The sequence below is a fragment of the Streptomyces sp. NPDC005202 genome, assembly GCF_040608235.1.
In the GTDB taxonomy this organism is placed as follows: Bacteria; Actinomycetota; Actinomycetes; order Streptomycetales; family Streptomycetaceae; genus Streptomyces.
Window position 1 is genome coordinate 112,997 of record NZ_JBEXHW010000006.1, and the last position, 16,901, is coordinate 129,897.

General features: G+C 70.1%; 15 protein-coding genes. 3 read left to right on the forward strand and 12 right to left on the reverse strand.

All coding sequences use genetic code 11. From position 1 onward, the window contains the following. Nucleotides 1-4 precede the first annotated feature (4 nt). The 3 genes from ABZV31_RS13185 to ABZV31_RS13195 form a co-directional block, all read right to left on the reverse strand. Nucleotides 5-1,021, reverse strand: a complete 1,017-nt coding sequence (locus tag ABZV31_RS13185; RefSeq protein ID WP_355892151.1) for an FKBP-type peptidyl-prolyl cis-trans isomerase — start codon at nucleotides 1,019-1,021, stop codon at nucleotides 5-7. Nucleotides 1,022-1,184: 163 nt separating this feature from the next. Further along, nucleotides 1,185-2,546, reverse strand: coding sequence for a Pup--protein ligase (gene pafA / locus ABZV31_RS13190; RefSeq protein ID WP_355892153.1), 1,362 nt, complete (start codon nucleotides 2,544-2,546; stop codon nucleotides 1,185-1,187). A gap of 9 nt (nucleotides 2,547-2,555) precedes the next feature. Further along, nucleotides 2,556-3,815 (reverse strand): MFS transporter, encoded by a 1,260-nt coding sequence (locus ABZV31_RS13195; RefSeq protein WP_355892156.1) that lies wholly within the window; start codon nucleotides 3,813-3,815, stop codon nucleotides 2,556-2,558. A 118-nt stretch (nucleotides 3,816-3,933) separates the two neighbouring features. Between ABZV31_RS13195 and ABZV31_RS13200 the strand changes: the two genes are divergently transcribed. Beyond that, on the forward strand, nucleotides 3,934-4,950 hold the full coding sequence (locus tag ABZV31_RS13200) for a LacI family DNA-binding transcriptional regulator (protein WP_355892158.1): 1,017 nt from the start codon (nucleotides 3,934-3,936) through the stop codon (nucleotides 4,948-4,950). A gap of 82 nt (nucleotides 4,951-5,032) precedes the next feature. Here ABZV31_RS13200 and prcA read toward each other — a convergent pair whose 3' ends face one another. From prcA to arc, 6 genes are all read right to left on the reverse strand, one after another. Beyond that, nucleotides 5,033-5,776, reverse strand: coding sequence for a proteasome subunit alpha (gene prcA / locus ABZV31_RS13205; protein ID WP_355892161.1), 744 nt, complete (start codon nucleotides 5,774-5,776; stop codon nucleotides 5,033-5,035). A gap of 59 nt (nucleotides 5,777-5,835) precedes the next feature. Then, on the reverse strand, nucleotides 5,836-6,681 hold the full coding sequence (gene prcB, locus ABZV31_RS13210) for a proteasome subunit beta (protein WP_355892164.1): 846 nt from the start codon (nucleotides 6,679-6,681) through the stop codon (nucleotides 5,836-5,838). Then, complete coding sequence (locus tag ABZV31_RS13215; protein WP_355892167.1) at nucleotides 6,633-6,932, reverse strand: endonuclease VII domain-containing protein; 300 nt, start codon at nucleotides 6,930-6,932, stop codon at nucleotides 6,633-6,635. The genes prcB and ABZV31_RS13215 overlap by 49 nt, the downstream gene beginning before the upstream one ends. Nucleotides 6,933-7,232: 300 nt before the next feature. Further along, nucleotides 7,233-7,451, reverse strand: coding sequence for a ubiquitin-like protein Pup (locus ABZV31_RS13220; RefSeq protein ID WP_355892170.1), 219 nt, complete (start codon nucleotides 7,449-7,451; stop codon nucleotides 7,233-7,235). Nucleotides 7,452-7,632: 181 nt separating this feature from the next. Beyond that, on the reverse strand, nucleotides 7,633-9,144 hold the full coding sequence (dop, locus tag ABZV31_RS13225; protein WP_355892173.1) for a depupylase/deamidase Dop: 1,512 nt from the start codon (nucleotides 9,142-9,144) through the stop codon (nucleotides 7,633-7,635). A gap of 231 nt (nucleotides 9,145-9,375) precedes the next feature. After that, on the reverse strand, nucleotides 9,376-11,142 hold the full coding sequence (arc, locus tag ABZV31_RS13230; protein ID WP_355892176.1) for a proteasome ATPase: 1,767 nt from the start codon (nucleotides 11,140-11,142) through the stop codon (nucleotides 9,376-9,378). A gap of 242 nt (nucleotides 11,143-11,384) precedes the next feature. Here arc and ABZV31_RS13235 point away from each other — a divergent pair, with 242 nt between their 5' ends. After that, a complete protein-coding gene (locus ABZV31_RS13235) occupies nucleotides 11,385-11,690 on the forward strand; it encodes a ferredoxin (protein WP_355892178.1) in 306 nt (101 codons plus the stop codon). A 59-nt stretch (nucleotides 11,691-11,749) separates the two neighbouring features. Here ABZV31_RS13235 and ABZV31_RS13240 read toward each other — a convergent pair whose 3' ends face one another. The 3 genes from ABZV31_RS13240 to ABZV31_RS13250 all read right to left on the reverse strand — a co-directional run bounded on the left by ABZV31_RS13240 (nucleotide 11,750) and on the right by ABZV31_RS13250 (nucleotide 15,755). Beyond that, nucleotides 11,750-12,328, reverse strand: a complete 579-nt coding sequence (locus ABZV31_RS13240; protein ID WP_355892181.1) for a hypothetical protein — start codon at nucleotides 12,326-12,328, stop codon at nucleotides 11,750-11,752. A 211-nt stretch (nucleotides 12,329-12,539) separates the two neighbouring features. Then, nucleotides 12,540-13,442, reverse strand: coding sequence for a tRNA (adenine-N1)-methyltransferase (locus tag ABZV31_RS13245; protein WP_276109401.1), 903 nt, complete (start codon nucleotides 13,440-13,442; stop codon nucleotides 12,540-12,542). Nucleotides 13,443-13,568: 126 nt separating this feature from the next. Further along, the gene (locus tag ABZV31_RS13250; protein WP_355892183.1) at nucleotides 13,569-15,755 is read right to left on the reverse strand and encodes a site-2 protease family protein; all 2,187 of its coding nucleotides are present in this window, start codon (nucleotides 15,753-15,755) and stop codon (nucleotides 13,569-13,571) included. A 176-nt stretch (nucleotides 15,756-15,931) separates the two neighbouring features. Here ABZV31_RS13250 and ABZV31_RS13255 point away from each other — a divergent pair, with 176 nt between their 5' ends. Continuing rightward, complete coding sequence (locus tag ABZV31_RS13255) at nucleotides 15,932-16,900, forward strand: RecB family exonuclease (protein WP_355892186.1); 969 nt, start codon at nucleotides 15,932-15,934, stop codon at nucleotides 16,898-16,900. Nucleotide 16,901: the final 1 nt, after the last annotated feature.

Genomic DNA, 16,901 nt, shown 5'->3' on the forward strand with positions numbered 1-16,901 from the left:
CGCGCTACAGCGCCGCCAGGATGTCCACGGAGAACACCAGGGTGGAGCCCTTCTTGATCACGCCGCCGCTCGGCGGGTTGTCGCCGTAGCCCAGCTCCGGGGGTACGACGATCAGGATCCGGCTGCCCACCTTCTTGCCGGTCAGGCCCTGCGCCAGCCCCTTGAGGATGCGCTGCATCTGCTGCACGGAGAACTGGCTCAGCCGTCCCTGGTCGTACGTCGACTCGAACGTCTTTCCGCTGTCCCAGACCACGCCCTTGAACTGGCACAAAATGGTCTGGTCCGCCTTGACCTCGTCGCCGTCGCCCTCGAGGACGTAGGTCGAGACGAGCTTCTTCGGCGCGGTCTTCTTCGGGATCTCGATGGAGGGGGCCTTGCCGTCGGTGTTGGTGCCGACCTTCGGCAGGTCGGCGTCGCTCTGCGCGACGGCCTTGCCCTGGGCGGAGCTCTTGGCGTTGAAGGTGTTCTGCAGGTCGATGACGAAGACCAGGGTGTCGGTTCCCTTGATGCCCGCCTGCGCATTGCCCTGCGTGCCGTAGCCCCAGGTCGGCGGCACGGCCAGCTCGACCCGGCTGCCGACCTTCCTGCCCGCCAGGCCGTACCGCCAGCCGTCGATGATGCTGCCCTGGGAGAGCTGGATGAGCAGGGGCGTCTTGCGGTCGTAGGAGTTGTCGAAGACCTTGCCGGTGTCCCAGATCTGGCCCAGGTAGTGCGCCTGAACGAAGTCGTTCTCCGCCACCGTACGGCCGCTGCCCGCGATCACCGTCTTGACGGCGAGGTCCTTCGACGGCCCCCCGCTGCCCTTGGCGACTGTCGGCTTCTCACCGAACTTCGTGCCCGCGGTGATGGCCGGCAGCGGGCCGGAGACGATCTTCGGCGGCGGCGCGGCGGACGGGGCCGAGGCCGAGGCCGAGGGCGACGCGCTGTCGCTGGCCTTGCTCGAGTCGGTCTTGTCGTTGCCGCATGCGGCCAGCGTGACCAGTCCCGCGGGTACGGAAAGAAGAAGAGAGCGTCGGCGCACGGTGGGGGCCTCGTAATCGGTCGATCTTGTTGATGGCGTGCGCGCAACTCTACGGCGTGAGAAGGGCGCCGTACGGAGAACGTACGGCGCCCGTGTTGCGTTCCGATAGGCTCCCCCCGCTCGAGCGAATGCGGCAGTGGGGGATCCGTGCGGAACCTGTGTCTCACATTCCGGCGATGAGCTTCTCCACCCGGTCGTCCACGGAACGGAACGGGTCCTTGCACAACACCGTGCGCTGGGCCTGGTCGTTGAGCTTGAGGTGGACCCAGTCGACGGTGAAGTCCCGCCGCTGTTCCTGGGCCCGCCGGATGAAGTCACCGCGCAGCCGCGCCCGAGTGGTCTGCGGCGGCACCGACTTGCCCTCGAAGATCTTCAAGTCGTTGCAGATCCGAGTGGCTTGGCCCTTCTTCTCCAGCAGGTAGTACAGACCACGACGACGGTGGATGTCGTGGTAGGCGAGGTCTATCTGGGCGACCCGCGGGTGGGACATGGTCATGTTGTGCTTGGCCCGGTACCGCTCGATGAGCTTGTACTTCATAACCCAGTCGATCTCGGTGCCGATGCGGTCGAGGTCCTCGGTCTCAATCGCGTCCAGTGTGCGGCCCCACAGCTCCAGGACCTGCTCAACGGTGCCGCTGCGGATGCCGCGGCGCTCGCAGAAGTCCACGGCCTTCTCGTAGTACTCGCGCTGCACCTCCAGCGCCGAGGCCTCCCGGCCGCTGGCCAGGCGCACCTTGCGGCGGCCGGTGATGTCGTGGCTGACCTCGCGGATCGCCCGGATCGGGTTCTCCAGGGTGAGGTCGCGCATCACCGTGCCGGCCTCGATCATGCGCAGGACCAGGTCGGTGGCGCCGACCTTGAGCATCATGGTCGTCTCGGACATGTTCGAGTCGCCGACGATGACGTGCAGCCGGCGGTAGCGCTCGGCGTCCGCGTGAGGTTCGTCCCGCGTGTTGATGATGGGCCGCGAGCGGGTCGTCGCCGAGGAGACGCCCTCCCAGATGTGCTCGGCCCGCTGGCTGACGCAGTACACGGCCCCGCGCGGCGTCTGCAGGACCTTGCCCGCGCCACACAGCAGCTGGCGCGTGACCAGGAACGGAATGAGGATGTCCGCGAGCCGGGAGAACTCCCCGTGCCGCGCCACCAGATAGTTCTCGTGGCAGCCGTAGGAGTTGCCCGCCGAGTCGGTGTTGTTCTTGAAGAGGTAGACGTCGCCCGCGATTCCCTCCTCGTGCAGGCGTCGTTCCGCGTCTACCAGGAGTCCTTCCAGAATGCGCTCGCCGGCCTTGTCGTGGGTGACCAGTTCGATCACGTTGTCACATTCGGGTGTCGCGTATTCCGGATGTGACCCCACGTCGAGATAGAGCCGGGCGCCGTTTCGCAGAAAGACATTGCTGCTGCGGCCCCATGACACGACACGGCGGAAGAGGTACCGCGCCACCTCGTCAGGCGACAGGCGGCGCTGTCCCCTGAACGTGCACGTGACGCCGTACTCGTTCTCCAGCCCGAAAATGCGGCGGTCCATGAGTGAACATTACGCCCGATCCCCCGAACTGAAACGAGGTGCGACGGCACGATTTGGATCATTTTCCGATGAAGCCGCAACCACCGCCCGCCCGGCGGGAGCTGCGAGGACCCGTCCGGTGGCCAGCAGCACCAGCAGCGACATGGCCCCCGCGGCGCCCGGCACGGCGAAGCCCCACAAGGCACCGCCCGCCTGGACGACCGGGCCTGCGACTCCCGTTCCGACGGACGCGCCCACGGTGAACATCGTCACAAGCCAGGAGAACGCCTCGGTGACCGTCCCGCTCGGCGCGTGCCGGTCGACGATGATGAACGCGCAGGCGATGCAGGGCGCGAGGAAGACCCCGGAGAGCACGGTCAGCAGCACCATGGCGACCGCGCCCGGCATCAGCGTCAGCGGCAGATAACACACCGCCAGAAGGGCGACGAGCACACGCAGTCGCCGCTCGGGCACGCCGGTCCACCGCCGCGCCCCGTAGACGGTGCCGCCGACGAGAGCCCCCAGGCCCAGGGCGGCCATCAGCCAACCGTACACCGCGTCGCCGCCGTGGCCGTCGGCGTACGGGACGGCGGCGACCGTGATGGAGCCGAGCGCGATGCCGACGAAGAGGAACGCGCCGAGCAGGGCGAGCAGTCCGGGCGAGCGCAGCGCGCCCAGCCAGTGGGCCTCCCGGGGCGCCGAGCGCCACGCGCGCGAGGGCGCCGAGACGACCACGGACAGGGCGCCCAGAATCCCGATGACGTTCAGCACGACCAGCGCGGCCTGCGCCGACCACAGCGATACGCACAGGGTCACGAGCAACGGTCCGACGGTGAACATGACTTCCTGCGCGACGGCGTCCATGGCGTACGCCGTGTGCACCTGGTCCTCCCTGCGCAGGACAGTGGGCCACAGGGCCCGCAGACCGCCCTCCAGGGGCGGGGTGAAGAGCCCGGCCGCCGCGACGGCCGCGTAGGCGAGCACGGGCGGCTCGGTGCCGGTCAGGGCGAAGAGGGTCATCGCCAGGGCCGACGCGAGCGCGGCCGGCAGCTGGACGCGGGGCTGTCCGTGCAGGTCCACCAGGCGCCCCAGGACGGGCTGCCCCACCGCGTTGGCGACGCCGTACACGGCCGCCAGCGCCCCGGCGAGGCTGTACGTGCCGCCCTCCGCGCGGACGAAGAGGACGATCGCGATCGCGGCGGTCGCGTTGGGCAGGCGCCCCACGAGCGTGCCGACCAGCAGCCGGGCGGCGTGCCTCGCCCTGAGGATCTCCAGGTATCCCGTGGCCATCGCCCTGCCTTCCGTCGGCGCCCGAGACGCTTTGCGAGCCTCAGTTTTACGTATAACGTCCCTTCTCATACGTACCATGTGCGCTGTTCGCGAGTCCAGACGAAGGAGCAGGCCCACGGTGGCACGAGGTAGCACGCGCCCGACGAGCCGTGACGTCGCCCAGGCCGCCGGGGTCTCCCAGGCCGCGGTCTCGCTCGTCCTCGGCGACAAGTGGCGCGGCCGGGTCTCGGAGGCGACCGCCGCGCGGGTGCGCCGGGCCGCGCAGGACCTCGGCTACCGGCCCAACCTCGCCGCCCGCAACCTGCGCCTCGGCCGCACGCGCACCGTGCTGCTCGTCGTCCCCGCCCTGACGACGGAGTTCTTCGCCGGCGTCTACACGGGCGCCGCCCGGGTCGCCGCCGAGCACGGCTTCGGCGTGGTCCTCTACCCCTCCCCCGAGGGCATCGGCCCGGCCAGGAACCCCTTCGCGTCGGCCCAGGCCGCCCTGGACGGCGTGATCGCCTCCTCGATGGCCGCCGACGCCCTGACCGCGATCCGCGGCGACCAGCTGCCCCTGGTCATGCTGGACAGCGACCCGGAAGGCAACCTGGGCGCCGCGACGGTCAACCTCGACATCGCCGACGGCGTACGCCAGGTCGCCGACCATCTGCTGGGCCTCGGCCACCGGCGCTTCCTGCACCTCGCCGCGGACGTGGCGTCCTGGACCTTCGAGGTGCGCGCGCGGGAGCTGGCGGCCCGCGTGGGCGAGGTGCCGGGCACGTCGGTCCGCACCGCCCGCGCCCCGATCTCCATCGAGGGCGCCCGCGCCGCCGCGGAGGCCGCCCTGAGCGCCCCCGGTCCGCGCCCCACCGCCCTGGTCTGCGACGACGACAAGCTCGCGGCCGGCGCCTACAAGGCACTGCGCCGCCTGGGCCTGAAGGTGCCGGACGACATCTCCGTCACCGGCCTCGACGACCTCGCCCTCGCCACGGCCATCGACCCCGAGCTGACGACCGTACGCCTGGACGCCGAGCTCTTCGGGGAACGGGGCATGCACGCCCTGCTGGCGGTGCTGGAGGGCCGTGCGCCCGAAGGCGGCGACATTCCGGTGGAACTGGTGGTACGGGCGTCCACGGCGCCGCCGAGGGCCTTCTGAAAGCCCGGTGCCCCGGTCGTGACATCGGCCGGGGCACACAAGAGGCGGGTGACGTGGGGTTACTCCTCGTCGGAGGCTGGGGTTACTCCTCGTCGGAGTCCGTGGGCTCCTTGGAGACCTCCGCGCCGCCGCCCTCCAGCAGCCGGGAGAGCTGAGGGCCGACGATGCGCCTGAACTTGCGCTTCTGGGGGCGCGTGCGGTCCAGCACCGCGACCTCCAGGCGCTCGGCGGGGATCTCGCGCTCGCTGCCGTTGGTGTCGCGGGACAGGGCCTGGACGGCCAGCTTGAGCGCCTCGGCCAGCGTCATGCCGTCGCGGTGGCGCTGGTCGAGGTAGCTGCTGATCTGCTCGGCGTTGCCGCCGACCGCGACCGAGCCGTGCTCGTCCACGATCGACCCGTCGTGCGGCAGCCGGTAGATCTGGTCACCCTCGGGCGTCTCACCGACCTCGGCCACGACGAGCTCCACCTCGTACGGCTTCTCGGCCGCGCTGGAGAAGATCGTGCCCAGCGTCTGGGCGTAGACGTTGGCCAGGCCCCGGGCGGTGACGTCGTCACGGTCGTAGGTGTAGCCGCGCAGGTCGGCGTAGCGCACGCCGCCGATCCGCAGGTTCTCGTACTCGTTGTACTTGCCGGCGGCCGCGAACCCGATCCGGTCATAGATCTCGCTGAACTTGTGCAGCGCGCGGGACGGATTCTCGCCGACGAACACGATGCCGTCGGCGTACTGCAGCACGACCAGGCTGCGACCACGGGCGATGCCCTTGCGGGCGTACTCCGCCCGGTCGGCCATGGCCTGCTGGGGTGAGACATAGAACGGCGTCGACACCGGTTATCCGTCCCTTTCTGTAGAAGTCACTGGATCACCTTCGTAAGAACGGTCGCCGACTACAGCAACGCAGCCCGCGGGCCGTCGGGCTGCACCAGGCGCCGCTCCAGCACCGCGCGGGCGACCTCGGAGGACTCCTCCTCGGTGAGCCGGCGGAAGCCGTCCTCGGTGATCACGGTGACGATCGGATAGATCCGGCGAGCGACATCGGGACCGCCGGTCGCCGAGTCGTCGTCTGCCGCGTCGTACAGGGCCTGGACCACCAGCGTCGTGGCCTCGGCCTCGGTCAGGTCGTCACGGAAAAGCTTCTTCATGGCGCCGCGCGCGAAAATCGAGCCGGAGCCGGTGGCGGCGTAGCCTTGCTCCTCGGAACGGCCGCCCGTCACGTCGTAGGAGAAGATGCGGCCCTTGCCGCGGTCCAGGTCGTAGCCCGCGAAGAGGGGCACCACGGCCAGGCCCTGCATGGCCATGCCGAGGTTGGAACGGATCATGGTGGACAGGCGGTTCGCCTTGCCCTCCAGGGAGAGCTGAGCGCCCTCCACCTTCTCGAAGTGCTCCAGCTCCAGCTGGAACAGCTTGACCATCTCGACAGCCAGACCGGCGGTACCGGCGATCCCGACCGCGGAGTACTCGTCCGCCGGGAAGACCTTCTCGATGTCGCGCTGCGCGATGATGTTGCCCATGGTGGCCCGGCGGTCACCGGCCAGCACGACGCCCCCCGGGAACGTCGCGGCCACGATGGTCGTGCCGTGCGGTGCCTCGACCACACCCTGCACCGGCGGCAACTGCCGGTTGCCCGGGAGCAGCTCCGGCTGGTGCTCGGCAAGGAAGTCCATGAAGGAGGAGGACCCAGGCGTCAGGAAGGCAGCTGGTAGACGCCCGGTGCTACGAGTGTTGGCTTCCACGCGATTCCTTCCACGTAAGCAGCAGCCCGCCTTATGACATCGGGCCGATCCTTGAACTGCCCCAGTGCGGCATTGCAGCTGAAGCACAATACGCCACGGACCCTACCCGTCTCATGGCAGTGATCCACATGCTCGGGAGGAGCCGACAGACATATACAGCAGACGCCTCCCTGGGAGGCGATCAGGTCGTTGCGCTCGGCCTCGGTGAGGCCGTACGGGCGCTCCAGATGATCTTGCCGCCCCTGGATCATCCGGCACGCCCTGCAGCGCGTCGAGAGGCCATCGGATGCGGTCGCGTTGCGATGCCAGTTGCAATGCCAGTTGCGATGCCAGTTGCGATGCCATTCGTCTCCCGGCGGCGCCGGTAGTGCGCGGCACTGTACTCCGCCACGCACTCCCGACACCGCCCCCGAAGACCATCGCGCCGGTTCCTGTCCCGGGCGAGAGCAGCGAGGGGCAAGTCCCTCTTGCACCTTGTGCACCGCTTCCCGGGCACCTCTTCCACCATCCCCCGTAACCTTCGCTCCGAAGGCGAATCAGCCCGAACGCCTTTACTCTCCACCCTTTTGCACGAAGGAGCGCACAAAATCCTCAGCGTTCTCCTCGAGCACGTCGTCGATCTCGTCCAGCACGGAGTCCACGTCGTCGCTCAGCTTCTCGTGGCGCTCCTTGAGGTCGTCCGCAGCCTGCGCGTCCTGCGCCTGCTCCTCGACCTCCTCCGTGGAGCGCGTCGCCTTCTGCTGCCCGCCTCCGGTGTCCTTCGTTGCCATAACCCTCACCCCGCTCAGTTCGCCCGATATGGTCGGCATTACGGCCGATCGGTGATGATCAGACCCTACAAGCCGGGTCCGACATCGGCCCTGCAGTTTCTCCAACGTACGAGGGCCACCTCGATGATTCCCGGACGCCGGGATTTCCACCCTGTCCGGCCTGCTCGCCCCGGGTACCCACTCAGCCGCCGGACAGGACCCTGACCAGGTCCTCCGCAGTACGACAGCGGTCCAGGAGCTCCTTGACGTGATTACGCGTTCCGCGAAGCGGTTCCAGGGTTGGAACGCGCTGCAGGGAGTCCCGGCCCGGCAGGTCGAAGATCACCGAGTCCCAGGAGGCCGCCGCGACGTCGTCGGCGTACTGCTCGAGGCAGCGTCCGCGGAAGTAGGCGCGGGTGTCCTCCGGTGGCTTCGTACGGGCCCGCTCGACCTCGGACTCGTCCAGCAGGCGCTTCATGCGTCCGCGGGCCACCAGACGGTTGTACAGGCCCTTCTCGGGGCGTACGTCGGCGTACTGGAGGTCGACCAGGTGCAGCCGGGCGGCGTCCCAGTCCAGGCCGTCGCGGCGCCGGTAGCCCTCCATGAGCTCCCGCTTGGCGACCCAGTCCAGCTCGCCGGCCAGGCTCATGGGATCGCGCTCCAGGCGGTTGAGGGTGTCCTCCCAGCGGGACAGGACGTCCTTGGTCTGCTCGTCGGCGTCGGCCCCGAAGCGCTCCTCGACGTACTTGCGGGACAGCTCGTAGTACTCCATCTGCAGCTGGACCGCGGTGAGTGTGCGGCCGCTGCGGAGGGTGACCAGGCGCTTCAGGCTCGGGTCGTGGGAGACCTGGTGGAGGGTGCGTACGGGCTGGTCGACGGCCAGGTCGACGGCGATGAAGCCGTCCTCGATCATGGACAGGACCAGGGCGGTCGTGCCCAGCTTGAGGTACGTCGAGATCTCCGAGAGGTTCGCGTCGCCGATGATCACGTGCAGGCGGCGGTACTTCTCGGCGTCGGCGTGCGGCTCGTCGCGGGTGTTGATGATCGGGCGTTTCAGTGTCGTCTCGAGGCCCACCTCGACCTCGAAGTAGTCGGCGCGCTGGCTGAGCTGGAAGCCGTGTTCGTGGCCGTCCTGGCCGATGCCGACGCGGCCGGCGCCGGCGAAGACCTGGCGGGAGACGAAGAAGGGCGTGAGGTGCCGCACGATGTCCGAGAAGGGGGTTTCCCGCTTCATCAGGTAGTTCTCGTGCGTGCCGTAGGAGGCGCCCTTGTTGTCGGTGTTGTTCTTGTAGAGGTGGATGGGCTGGGCGCCGGGCAGCTGGGCGGCCCGTTCCGCGGCCTCGGCCATGATCCGCTCGCCGGCCTTGTCCCAGAGGACCGCGTCCCGGGGGTTGGTCACCTCGGGCGCGCTGTACTCAGGATGGGCGTGGTCGACGTACAGTCGCGCACCGTTGGTCAGGATCACGTTGGCCAGACCGATGTCCTCGTCCGTGAGCTGGCTGGCGTCGGCAGCCTCGCGGGCGAGGTCGAAGCCTCGCGCGTCCCGTAGCGGGTTCTCCTCCTCGAAGTCCCAGCGGGCCCGGCGGGCCCGGTGCATCGCCGCCGCGTAGGCGTTGACGATCTGGGACGAGGTGAGCATGGCATTGGCGTTGGGGTGGCCGGGGACGGAGATCCCGTACTCCGTCTCGATGCCCATTACTCGCCGTACGGTCATGCGGCCCTCCTTGCCCGGCGGCACCCTCGGTCGTGGGCGCCGCTCAAGTACCGCAGGTGCTCCGGTGCCTGTGCGGTGCCCGTCCCCGCACTGCGCGACCCGGCGGTACGAAAGAGCCTAGAACGCCTTTGCGCTGGTGGGGAGATCATTTGCGTCATTGCCTGCTCCAGCCGTGCCCGAAAAGCAGTCGGCTGCGGGTACCCGCTGAGGGCACCCGCAGCCGCCCTGCTTTTACAGGTACTGTCCGGTGTTCGCCACCGTGTCGATGGAGCGTCCGGCGTCCGCGCCCTGCTTTCCGGTGATGAGGGTGCGGATGTAGACGATCCGCTCGCCCTTCTTTCCGGAGATCCGGGCCCAGTCGTCCGGGTTGGTGGTGTTGGGCAGGTCCTCGTTCTCCTTGAACTCGTCCACGCATGCCTGGATGAGGTGGGAGACCCTGAGGCCCTTCTGGTTCTTCTCGAGGAAGTCCTTGATCGCCATCTTCTTGGCGCGGCCCACGATGTTCTCGATCATGGCGCCGGAGTTGAAGTCCTTGAAGTAGAGGACTTCCTTGTCGCCGTTGGCGTAGGTGACCTCCAGGAAGCGGTTCTCCTCGGTCTCGGCGTACATGTGCTCCACCGCGGTCTGGATCATGCCCTGGACCGTGGCCGCCTTGTCGCCGCCGTGTTCCGCGAGGTCGTCCGCGTGGAGCGGGAGACGCTCGGTGAGGTACTTTCCGAAGATGTCCTTGGCCGCCTCGGCGTCCGGACGCTCGATCTTGATCTTCACATCGAGGCGGCCGGGCCGCAGGATGGCGGGGTCGATCATGTCCTCGCGGTTCGAGGCGCCGATCACGACCACGTTCTGCAGGCCCTCCACACCGTCGATCTCGGCGAGGAGCTGCGGGACGATGGTGTTCTCCACGTCCGAGCTGACGCCGGAGCCACGGGTGCGGAAGAGGGACTCCATCTCGTCGAAGAAGACGATCACGGGGGTGCCCTCGCTGGCCTTCTCGCGTGCGCGCTGGAAGATGAGGCGGATCTGCCGCTCGGTCTCACCGACGTACTTGTTCAGGAGCTCGGGGCCCTTGATGTTGAGGAAGAAGCTCTTGCCGGCGGCCTGGCCGGTCACCTCGGCGACCTTCTTGGCGAGCGAGTTGGCGACGGCCTTGGCAATCAGCGTCTTGCCGCATCCGGGAGGGCCGTAGAGCAGGACGCCCTTCGGCGGGCGCAGCTCGTGCTCCTTGAACAGGTCCGGGTAGAGGTACGGGAGCTCGACCGCGTCGCGGATGGCCTCGATCTGGCTGCCGAGGCCGCCGATCTGCTCGTAGCCGATGTCGGGGACCTCTTCGAGGACGAGTTCCTCGACCTCGCTCTTGGGCACGACCTCGTAGACGTAGCCGGACCTCGGCTCGAGCAGAAGCGCGTCACCAGGGCGGATGGTCACGTCCAGCAGCGGCTCGGCGAGCCGTACCACCCGTTCCTCGTCGGTGTGCCCGAGCACCAGGGCGCGCTCGCCGTCGTCGAGGATCTCCTTGAGGGTGACGATGTCGCCGACGCGCTCGAACTCCATGGCCTCGACCACGTTGAGCGCTTCGTTGAGCATCACTTCCTGGCCGCGCCGCAGCTCGTCGAGCTCGACGCTGGGGCTGACGTTCACCCGGAGCTTGCGGCCGCCGGTGAAGATGTCGGCCGTGCCGTCCTCGTTCGCCTGCAGGAAGACTCCGAAGCCGGCCGGCGGCTGGGCGAGCCGGTCCACCTCTTCCTTGAGGGCCACGATCTGGTCGCGGGCCTCGCGGAGCGTGTTCGCGAGCCGTTCGTTCTGCGCGGACACGCCGGCCAGGTTGGTCTGCAACTCGACGATCCGCTCTTCGAGAATCCTCGTGTGTCGCGGAGAGTCGGCGAGCTTGCGTCGCAGGACGGCGATCTCCTGCTCAAGGTAGGCGATCTGCCCGGCCGGGTCGTCGGACCCGCGTCCCGGGCGGATGCCGCGGTTAATGTCGTCGTCGTGGGCTGCCACGGTCCTCACCTCCTCCAAGGGGAGCTGGACGCTTCCAGACCCTACCTGGGTGGGTGTCGATTGAAACCCCTAGATCACAAAGACTGTCGAGGTGTGTCCGATCTTCACCCTTGCGCTCTCCCTACGCCAGGGGAATACCCACCCAACATGATTGGGAAGCGGGCGGAGGTAGGGTCGAGATGTTCAACACCCGTCAGAGCTGGCGGGATTCCCGTGCGGCTCGACGTCCAACGGCAGGAGAGATGACCGTGCACCAGCAGGCCTCAGACGGTGGCGAGGCACTGGAGGTCTGGATCGACCAGGACCTGTGTACCGGCGACGGCATCTGCGCCCAGTACGCGCCTGAGGTGTTCGAGCTGGACATCGACGGCCTGGCCTACGTGAAGGGCCCGGACGACGAGCTTCTGCAGGCCAAGGGCGCCGCAACGCCCGTGCCGCTGCCCCTTCTCACGGACGTGGTCGACTCCGCGAAGGAGTGCCCGGGCGAGTGCATCCACGTGCGCCGGGTTTTGGACAAGGTCGAGGTGTACGGGCCGGACGCCGAGTGACCGTGCGGGCGCGCTGAGTTACTACTGTCTGTTTTCTCACACCCGCGCGGGGCGCACGGTCAGGCGCTGCGGGCCTGGGAGGGGTTGGAGCGGACGAACGCACCGTTCTTCCACTGCCACTTCGCGCTGTCCTTCAGGTCGGGGCAGCAACTCGGTACGTCGGACGAGGAATAGCCGAGCAGGGTGGCGGTGACCGCGCCGGCACGCACCGCGAAGTCGGTCACCGTGAGCCGGTCCTTGGGGTCGACGAGGGTGGCCACCACGCGGGGCTTCTGCGCGTCCGCGGCCTGGGTGAGGACGTAGACGGCGTCGGGCGGGGTGCCCACGGACGCGTCGCAGTGCACCACGGCGACGGTCTCCGGCCTGCCGTCACGGTCGAGGTCCCCGGTGGCCTTCTTCGCCACCACGGCCTTCACCGGACCGCACTCGATCGGGAACCTCACGCCCGTGGTGGTGGGGGGCGCGACGGCAGCGGGGGCGGACTTCGCCTGGGTGCCCGCCGGCTGGGCGGCCGTCGCGGAGCCGGGCTGGAGGACCGAGGAGAGGGCCATCACACCGGCGACAGCGGTGGCGGTGGCGAGCCAGTGGATGGGGCGGGCGTGCGTGTGGGCCAGTTCCGGAACGGCGGAGTGCTGCACTAGGAGTGTCTCCTGTGAGGGCTGTGCCGGTGGGGGTGGCCAGCATCGTGCCACACGTCACAGTGCGGGGGAACGGCGGGGTGGGTACTCGTTCCGGCTTTGTGCTGCGGCGTTGGTGCGGTGTCAACACAAGGGCGTCGTGGCGGAGTTCCCGGTCGTCCTCGGGAACTCCGCCACGACGCCCGTACGTTGGCGGCGGCAGGGGGCCGCCTCAGCGGCCGGCGCCTCCGTCGGCGTTGGGGCCCTCGTAGTCCTCGCCGTAGGCGCCCTTGGCGGGCCGGCGGCGGCGCATGGGCGGCTCGACGCCGTCCGCGAGACGGCGGGCGGTGAGCAGGAAGCCGGTGTGGCCGATCATGCGGTGGTCGGGGCGGACGGCCAAGCCCTCGATGTGCCAGTTGCGGATCATCGTCTCCCAGGCGGTCGGCTCGTTGAAGCAGCCGATCTCGCGGATGGACTCCACGGTCCGGGCGAGCTGGGTGGTGGTCGCGACGTAGCAGCACAGGATGCCGCCGGGCACGAGCGCCTTGGAGACGGCCTCCAGGCACTCCCAGGGGGCGAGCATGTCGAGGATGACGCGGTCGACGTCGGTGTCGGACAGGTTGTCCTGGAGGTCGCCGACGGTGAGCTGCCAGGCGGGGTGCGGGCCACCGAAGTAGCGCTCGACGTTCGCCTGCGCGATCTCGGCGAAGTCCGCGCGGCGCTCGTAGCTGTGCAGCATGCCCTGGTCGCCGATGGCGCGCAGCAGGAAACTGCTGAGCGAGCCGGAGCCGACACCGGCCTCCACGACGCGGGCGCCGGGGAAGATGTCGGCGAAGGCGAGGATCTGCCCCGCGTCCTTGGGGTACACGACGGCTGCCCCGCGGGGCATGGACAGGACGTAGTCGGGGAGCAGGGGGCGCAGCGCGAGGTAGGCGACGTTCCCGGTGGTGCGGACAACGCTGCCCTCGGGAGCGCCGATCAGTTCGTCGTGCGGGAAGGAACCCTTGTGGGTGTGGAAGTTCTTCCCGGCCTCGAGCGTGAACGTGTAGTGGCGGCCCTTGGGGTCGGTCAGCTGTACCTGGTCCCCGACCTTGAAGGGCCCGCGACGGCGGGCGGCACCGGTCGGTTCGGACATGTGACCAGCCTACCGGTCCTCCGGAGGGCCGCCGACCACGTGTGAACCGGACCGCCGGCCGCCCGTGAGCCGGTCCGCCGGCCACCCGTGAGCCGGGCCGCCGACCACCCCGTGAGCCGGGCCCTACTAGGACGACGCCGACGGCCGGGCCATGGCCTTCACGAAGGCGCGCTCCACGTCCGCGGCGGACAGCACGCCGTAGATCTCGCCGGTCTCCTCCACCACCAGATACTCGGTCGCCGGGGTCGCGCGCAGGACGTCCAGGAGGTCCTCGCCCGCGAGCTCGGCGGAGACGCGCATGCCGTCGGTGAGCTCCTGGGCGAGTTCACTGGCGTAGACCCAGGGGCGGCGGTGCTCGGGTACGCCGACGATGGCGGACTCACGGACGAGTGCAAGGGGCTCGCCGTGGCCGTCGACGACGACCAGTGCGCGGGCGCCGGCGGCGTTGGCGCGGCGCAGGGCCTCGGAGAGGGGGGTGTTGGTCTCGACCGGGACCGCGCGTCGGGTCAGGGTGCGGGCGCGCAGCCCCGGGAGGTGTTCACGCAGTCGGGCCATGCGCAGGCTGTTGCCCGCGCCGGTCCAGATGATCGCGGCGAGGATGGCGGCGAGCAGGGCGTCGGTGACGGTGTCCATGCCGACGCTGTCCTCGGCGGTGGAGCCGAGCGTGCCGGACTGGGTGAGCAGGGGCAGCCCGATCAGGACGGAGATCGCGAGGGCCCGGCCGACCCAGGCGGCGGCGACGGTGCCGCTCATCGGCCGGCCGGTGATCTTCCAGACGATGGCGCGGAGCATGCGGCCGCCGTCGAGGGGCAGGCCGGGCAGCAGGTTGAAGGCCGCCACGATGAGGTTGGAGATCATCAGGCCGGCCAGCAGGACGCCGGGGACGGTGCCGCGTTCGACGGGCTGCAGGGCGAGGTAGAAGACGCCCGCCAGGACCAGCGACAGCAGGGGCCCGACGAAGGCCAGCACGAACTCCCTGCCGGGGGTCTCGGCCTCCTTCTCGATCTCGGAGACGCCGCCGAAGAACTGCAGCTGGATGCGGCGCACCGGGAGCTTGAAGCGGAGGGCGGCGACCGTGTGGGCGAGCTCGTGCACGAGCACGGAGGCGTAGAAGGCGACCGCGAAGAACAGGGACACGAGGTAGCGGGCGGCACCCAGCTCGGGCAGCACGCGGTCGAGCTGGCCGCCGAACACCCAGGTGATCAGCGCCGCCACGAGGAACCAGCTGGGCGCCACGTACACCGGCACCCCGAAGGGCCGCCCCATCAGCAGCCCGCCCCCGGCCTCCCGGGGGCGCCGGGGCGGACGTCCCCGGCGTGAGCCGGAGTGGGCGTGGGCGCGGTCGGGGTGGCTGTCGTGATCGCCGAGGGCGCGGTCGCGGTCGGCGTGGGGCTGGTCGCGGTCAGCGTGGGACCGGTCACGGTCGGCGTCGGGCCGGTCACGGTCAAAGTGGGACCGGTCACGGTCGGCGTCGGACCGGTCACGGTCAAAGTGGGACCGGTCACGGTCGGCGTCGGACCGGTCACGGTCAGCGTGGGACCGGTCACGGTCGAGGTGGGACCGGTCGCGGTCGGCGTCGGACCGGTCGCGGTCGTTGTGGGCGCTGTCGGCGGAAACGTGGGCTTCGTCGGCGGGGGCTCCGTCCCGGTCGGCCGGGACCACGTCCTCGCCGGCACGGGCGTCGCGGTCGGCCGGAACCACGGCCTCGCCGGCACGGGCTCCGTCCCGGTCGGCCGGGACCACGTCCTCGCCGGCGCGGGCGTCGCGGTCGGCCGGGACCACGTCCTCGCCGGCGCGGGCGTCGCGGTCGGCCGGAACCACGGCCTCGTCGGCACGGGCGTCGCGGTCGGCCGGAACCACGCCCTCGCCGTTGCCGCTGCCTTGCGGGGGTTCGTCGGTCGGGCGGTCGCCTCGACCGTCGGACGCGGCGGCCGGGGCCGGGCGGGCGCCGTGGCCGCTGTCGGACCCGCGGGGCGTGGCCGGATGCTCGGCGTCGCGGCCGGCCGGATCAGGGTCCGCCGCCGGGGCGTCACCACCGTTGCCGCGGGCTGCGGCCCCACCGGAGCGTGCCTCCTTCTCCGTTCCGGCAGCAGGGTCCCCGTGCCGACCCGGGCTCGCGGCGTCGTCGGCGTCGGCATCCGGGCCCTCCGCGCGTGCGCCCGGGGCCGCGCCGTCGGCGGGGTCGGGGCGGCGCGCGGCCGGGTCGGCGTCGGGACGTGGGGAGTCGGTGGCCGGGGCCGCAGGGCCCGTGCGGCGCTCGGCCGACTCGTCGTTTCCGGACCGCGGCTGCCCGCTCCCGCCGCTCACGTCCACGGTGTCCCCTCGTTCGAAGCGCGTCTCCCGCGCCTGACGGCCCGGAAGGTCTCAGGTCGATGGTATGCGGCCGTAGTGAACGGTTTCGCCCCGGCACCCCCTGTGTTTTCCCCGCCGTAGCACGCATCCTCACCGCGGATGGGTCACTGTCAGTGGCGGGCCGTAAGGTCTGTGGCATGGAGACCAGGACCGAGGGCGAAGCAGAGGCCTGCAGCAGCGGTGTCGTACCGGCCGGGCCGCCGGCCGGGACATCTGAGGCGGTGACCACGGGCGCGGACGCGCCGACGGCCGTCGTCATACCGCCCGCATCCCTCTCCCCCTCCCGTGCGGGTGACTTCATGCAGTGCCCGCTGCTGTACCGGTTCCGGGTGATCGACCGGCTGCCCGAGAAGCCGAGCGAGGCGGCGACGAGGGGCACGTTGGTGCACGCCGTGCTCGAGCGGCTCTTCGACGCCCCGGCCGCCGAGCGGACCGCGCCCCGGGCCAAGGCGCTGATCCCCGGCCAGTGGGACCGGCTGCGGGAGGCCAGGCCGGAGCTCGTGGAGTTGTTCGCCGACGATCCGGACGGCGAGCGCCTGGCGCGCTGGTTGGCGGAGGCGGAGCAGCTGGTCGAGCGCTGGTTCACCCTCGAGGACCCGACTTGCCTGGAGCCGGCCGAGCGCGAGCTGTTCGTCGAGGCGGAGCTGGACTCCGGGCTGAGGCTGCGCGGGATCATCGACCGGGTGGACGTGGCGCCCACCGGCGAGGTGCGGATCGTGGACTACAAGACGGGCAAGGCGCCGCGGCCCGAGTACGCCGAGGGCGCGCTGTTCCAGATGAAGTTCTACGCCCTGGTCGTCTGGCGGCTGAAGAAGATCGTTCCGCGGCGGCTCCAGCTGGTCTATCTCGGCAGTGGTGACGTGCTGACGTACGACCCGGTCCTCGCCGACCTGGAGCGGGTCGAGCGCAAGCTGCTGGCACTGTGGGACGCGATCCGGCTGGCCACGGAGACCGGCGACTGGCGGCCGCGCCCCACGAAGCTGTGCGGCTGGTGCGACCACCAGGCCCACTGCCCGGAGTTCGGCGGCACTCCCCCGCCCTACCCGCTGCCCGTGAGGGCGGCCGCCTCCGGCAGCGGCGAGCACGGCAGAATGGGGCCGGACTAGC

Excerpts from the sequence above, each read along its gene's own strand:
- ABZV31_RS13255 (WP_355892186.1), top strand. The coding sequence starts at position 15,932 with ATGGAGACCAGGACCGAGGGCGAAGCAGAGGCCTGCAGCAGCGGTGTC.
- ABZV31_RS13215 (WP_355892167.1), bottom strand. The coding sequence starts at position 6,932 with ATGATCCAGGGGCGGCAAGATCATCTGGAGCGCCCGTACGGCCTCACC.
- ABZV31_RS13195 (WP_355892156.1), bottom strand. The coding sequence starts at position 3,815 with ATGGCCACGGGATACCTGGAGATCCTCAGGGCGAGGCACGCCGCCCGG.
- ABZV31_RS13235 (WP_355892178.1), top strand. The coding sequence starts at position 11,385 with ATGACCGTGCACCAGCAGGCCTCAGACGGTGGCGAGGCACTGGAGGTC.
- ABZV31_RS13245 (WP_276109401.1), bottom strand. The coding sequence starts at position 13,442 with ATGTCCGAACCGACCGGTGCCGCCCGCCGTCGCGGGCCCTTCAAGGTC.
- ABZV31_RS13220 (WP_355892170.1), bottom strand. The coding sequence starts at position 7,451 with ATGGCAACGAAGGACACCGGAGGCGGGCAGCAGAAGGCGACGCGCTCC.
- pafA (WP_355892153.1), bottom strand. The coding sequence starts at position 2,546 with ATGGACCGCCGCATTTTCGGGCTGGAGAACGAGTACGGCGTCACGTGC.
- dop (WP_355892173.1), bottom strand. The coding sequence starts at position 9,144 with ATGACCGTACGGCGAGTAATGGGCATCGAGACGGAGTACGGGATCTCC.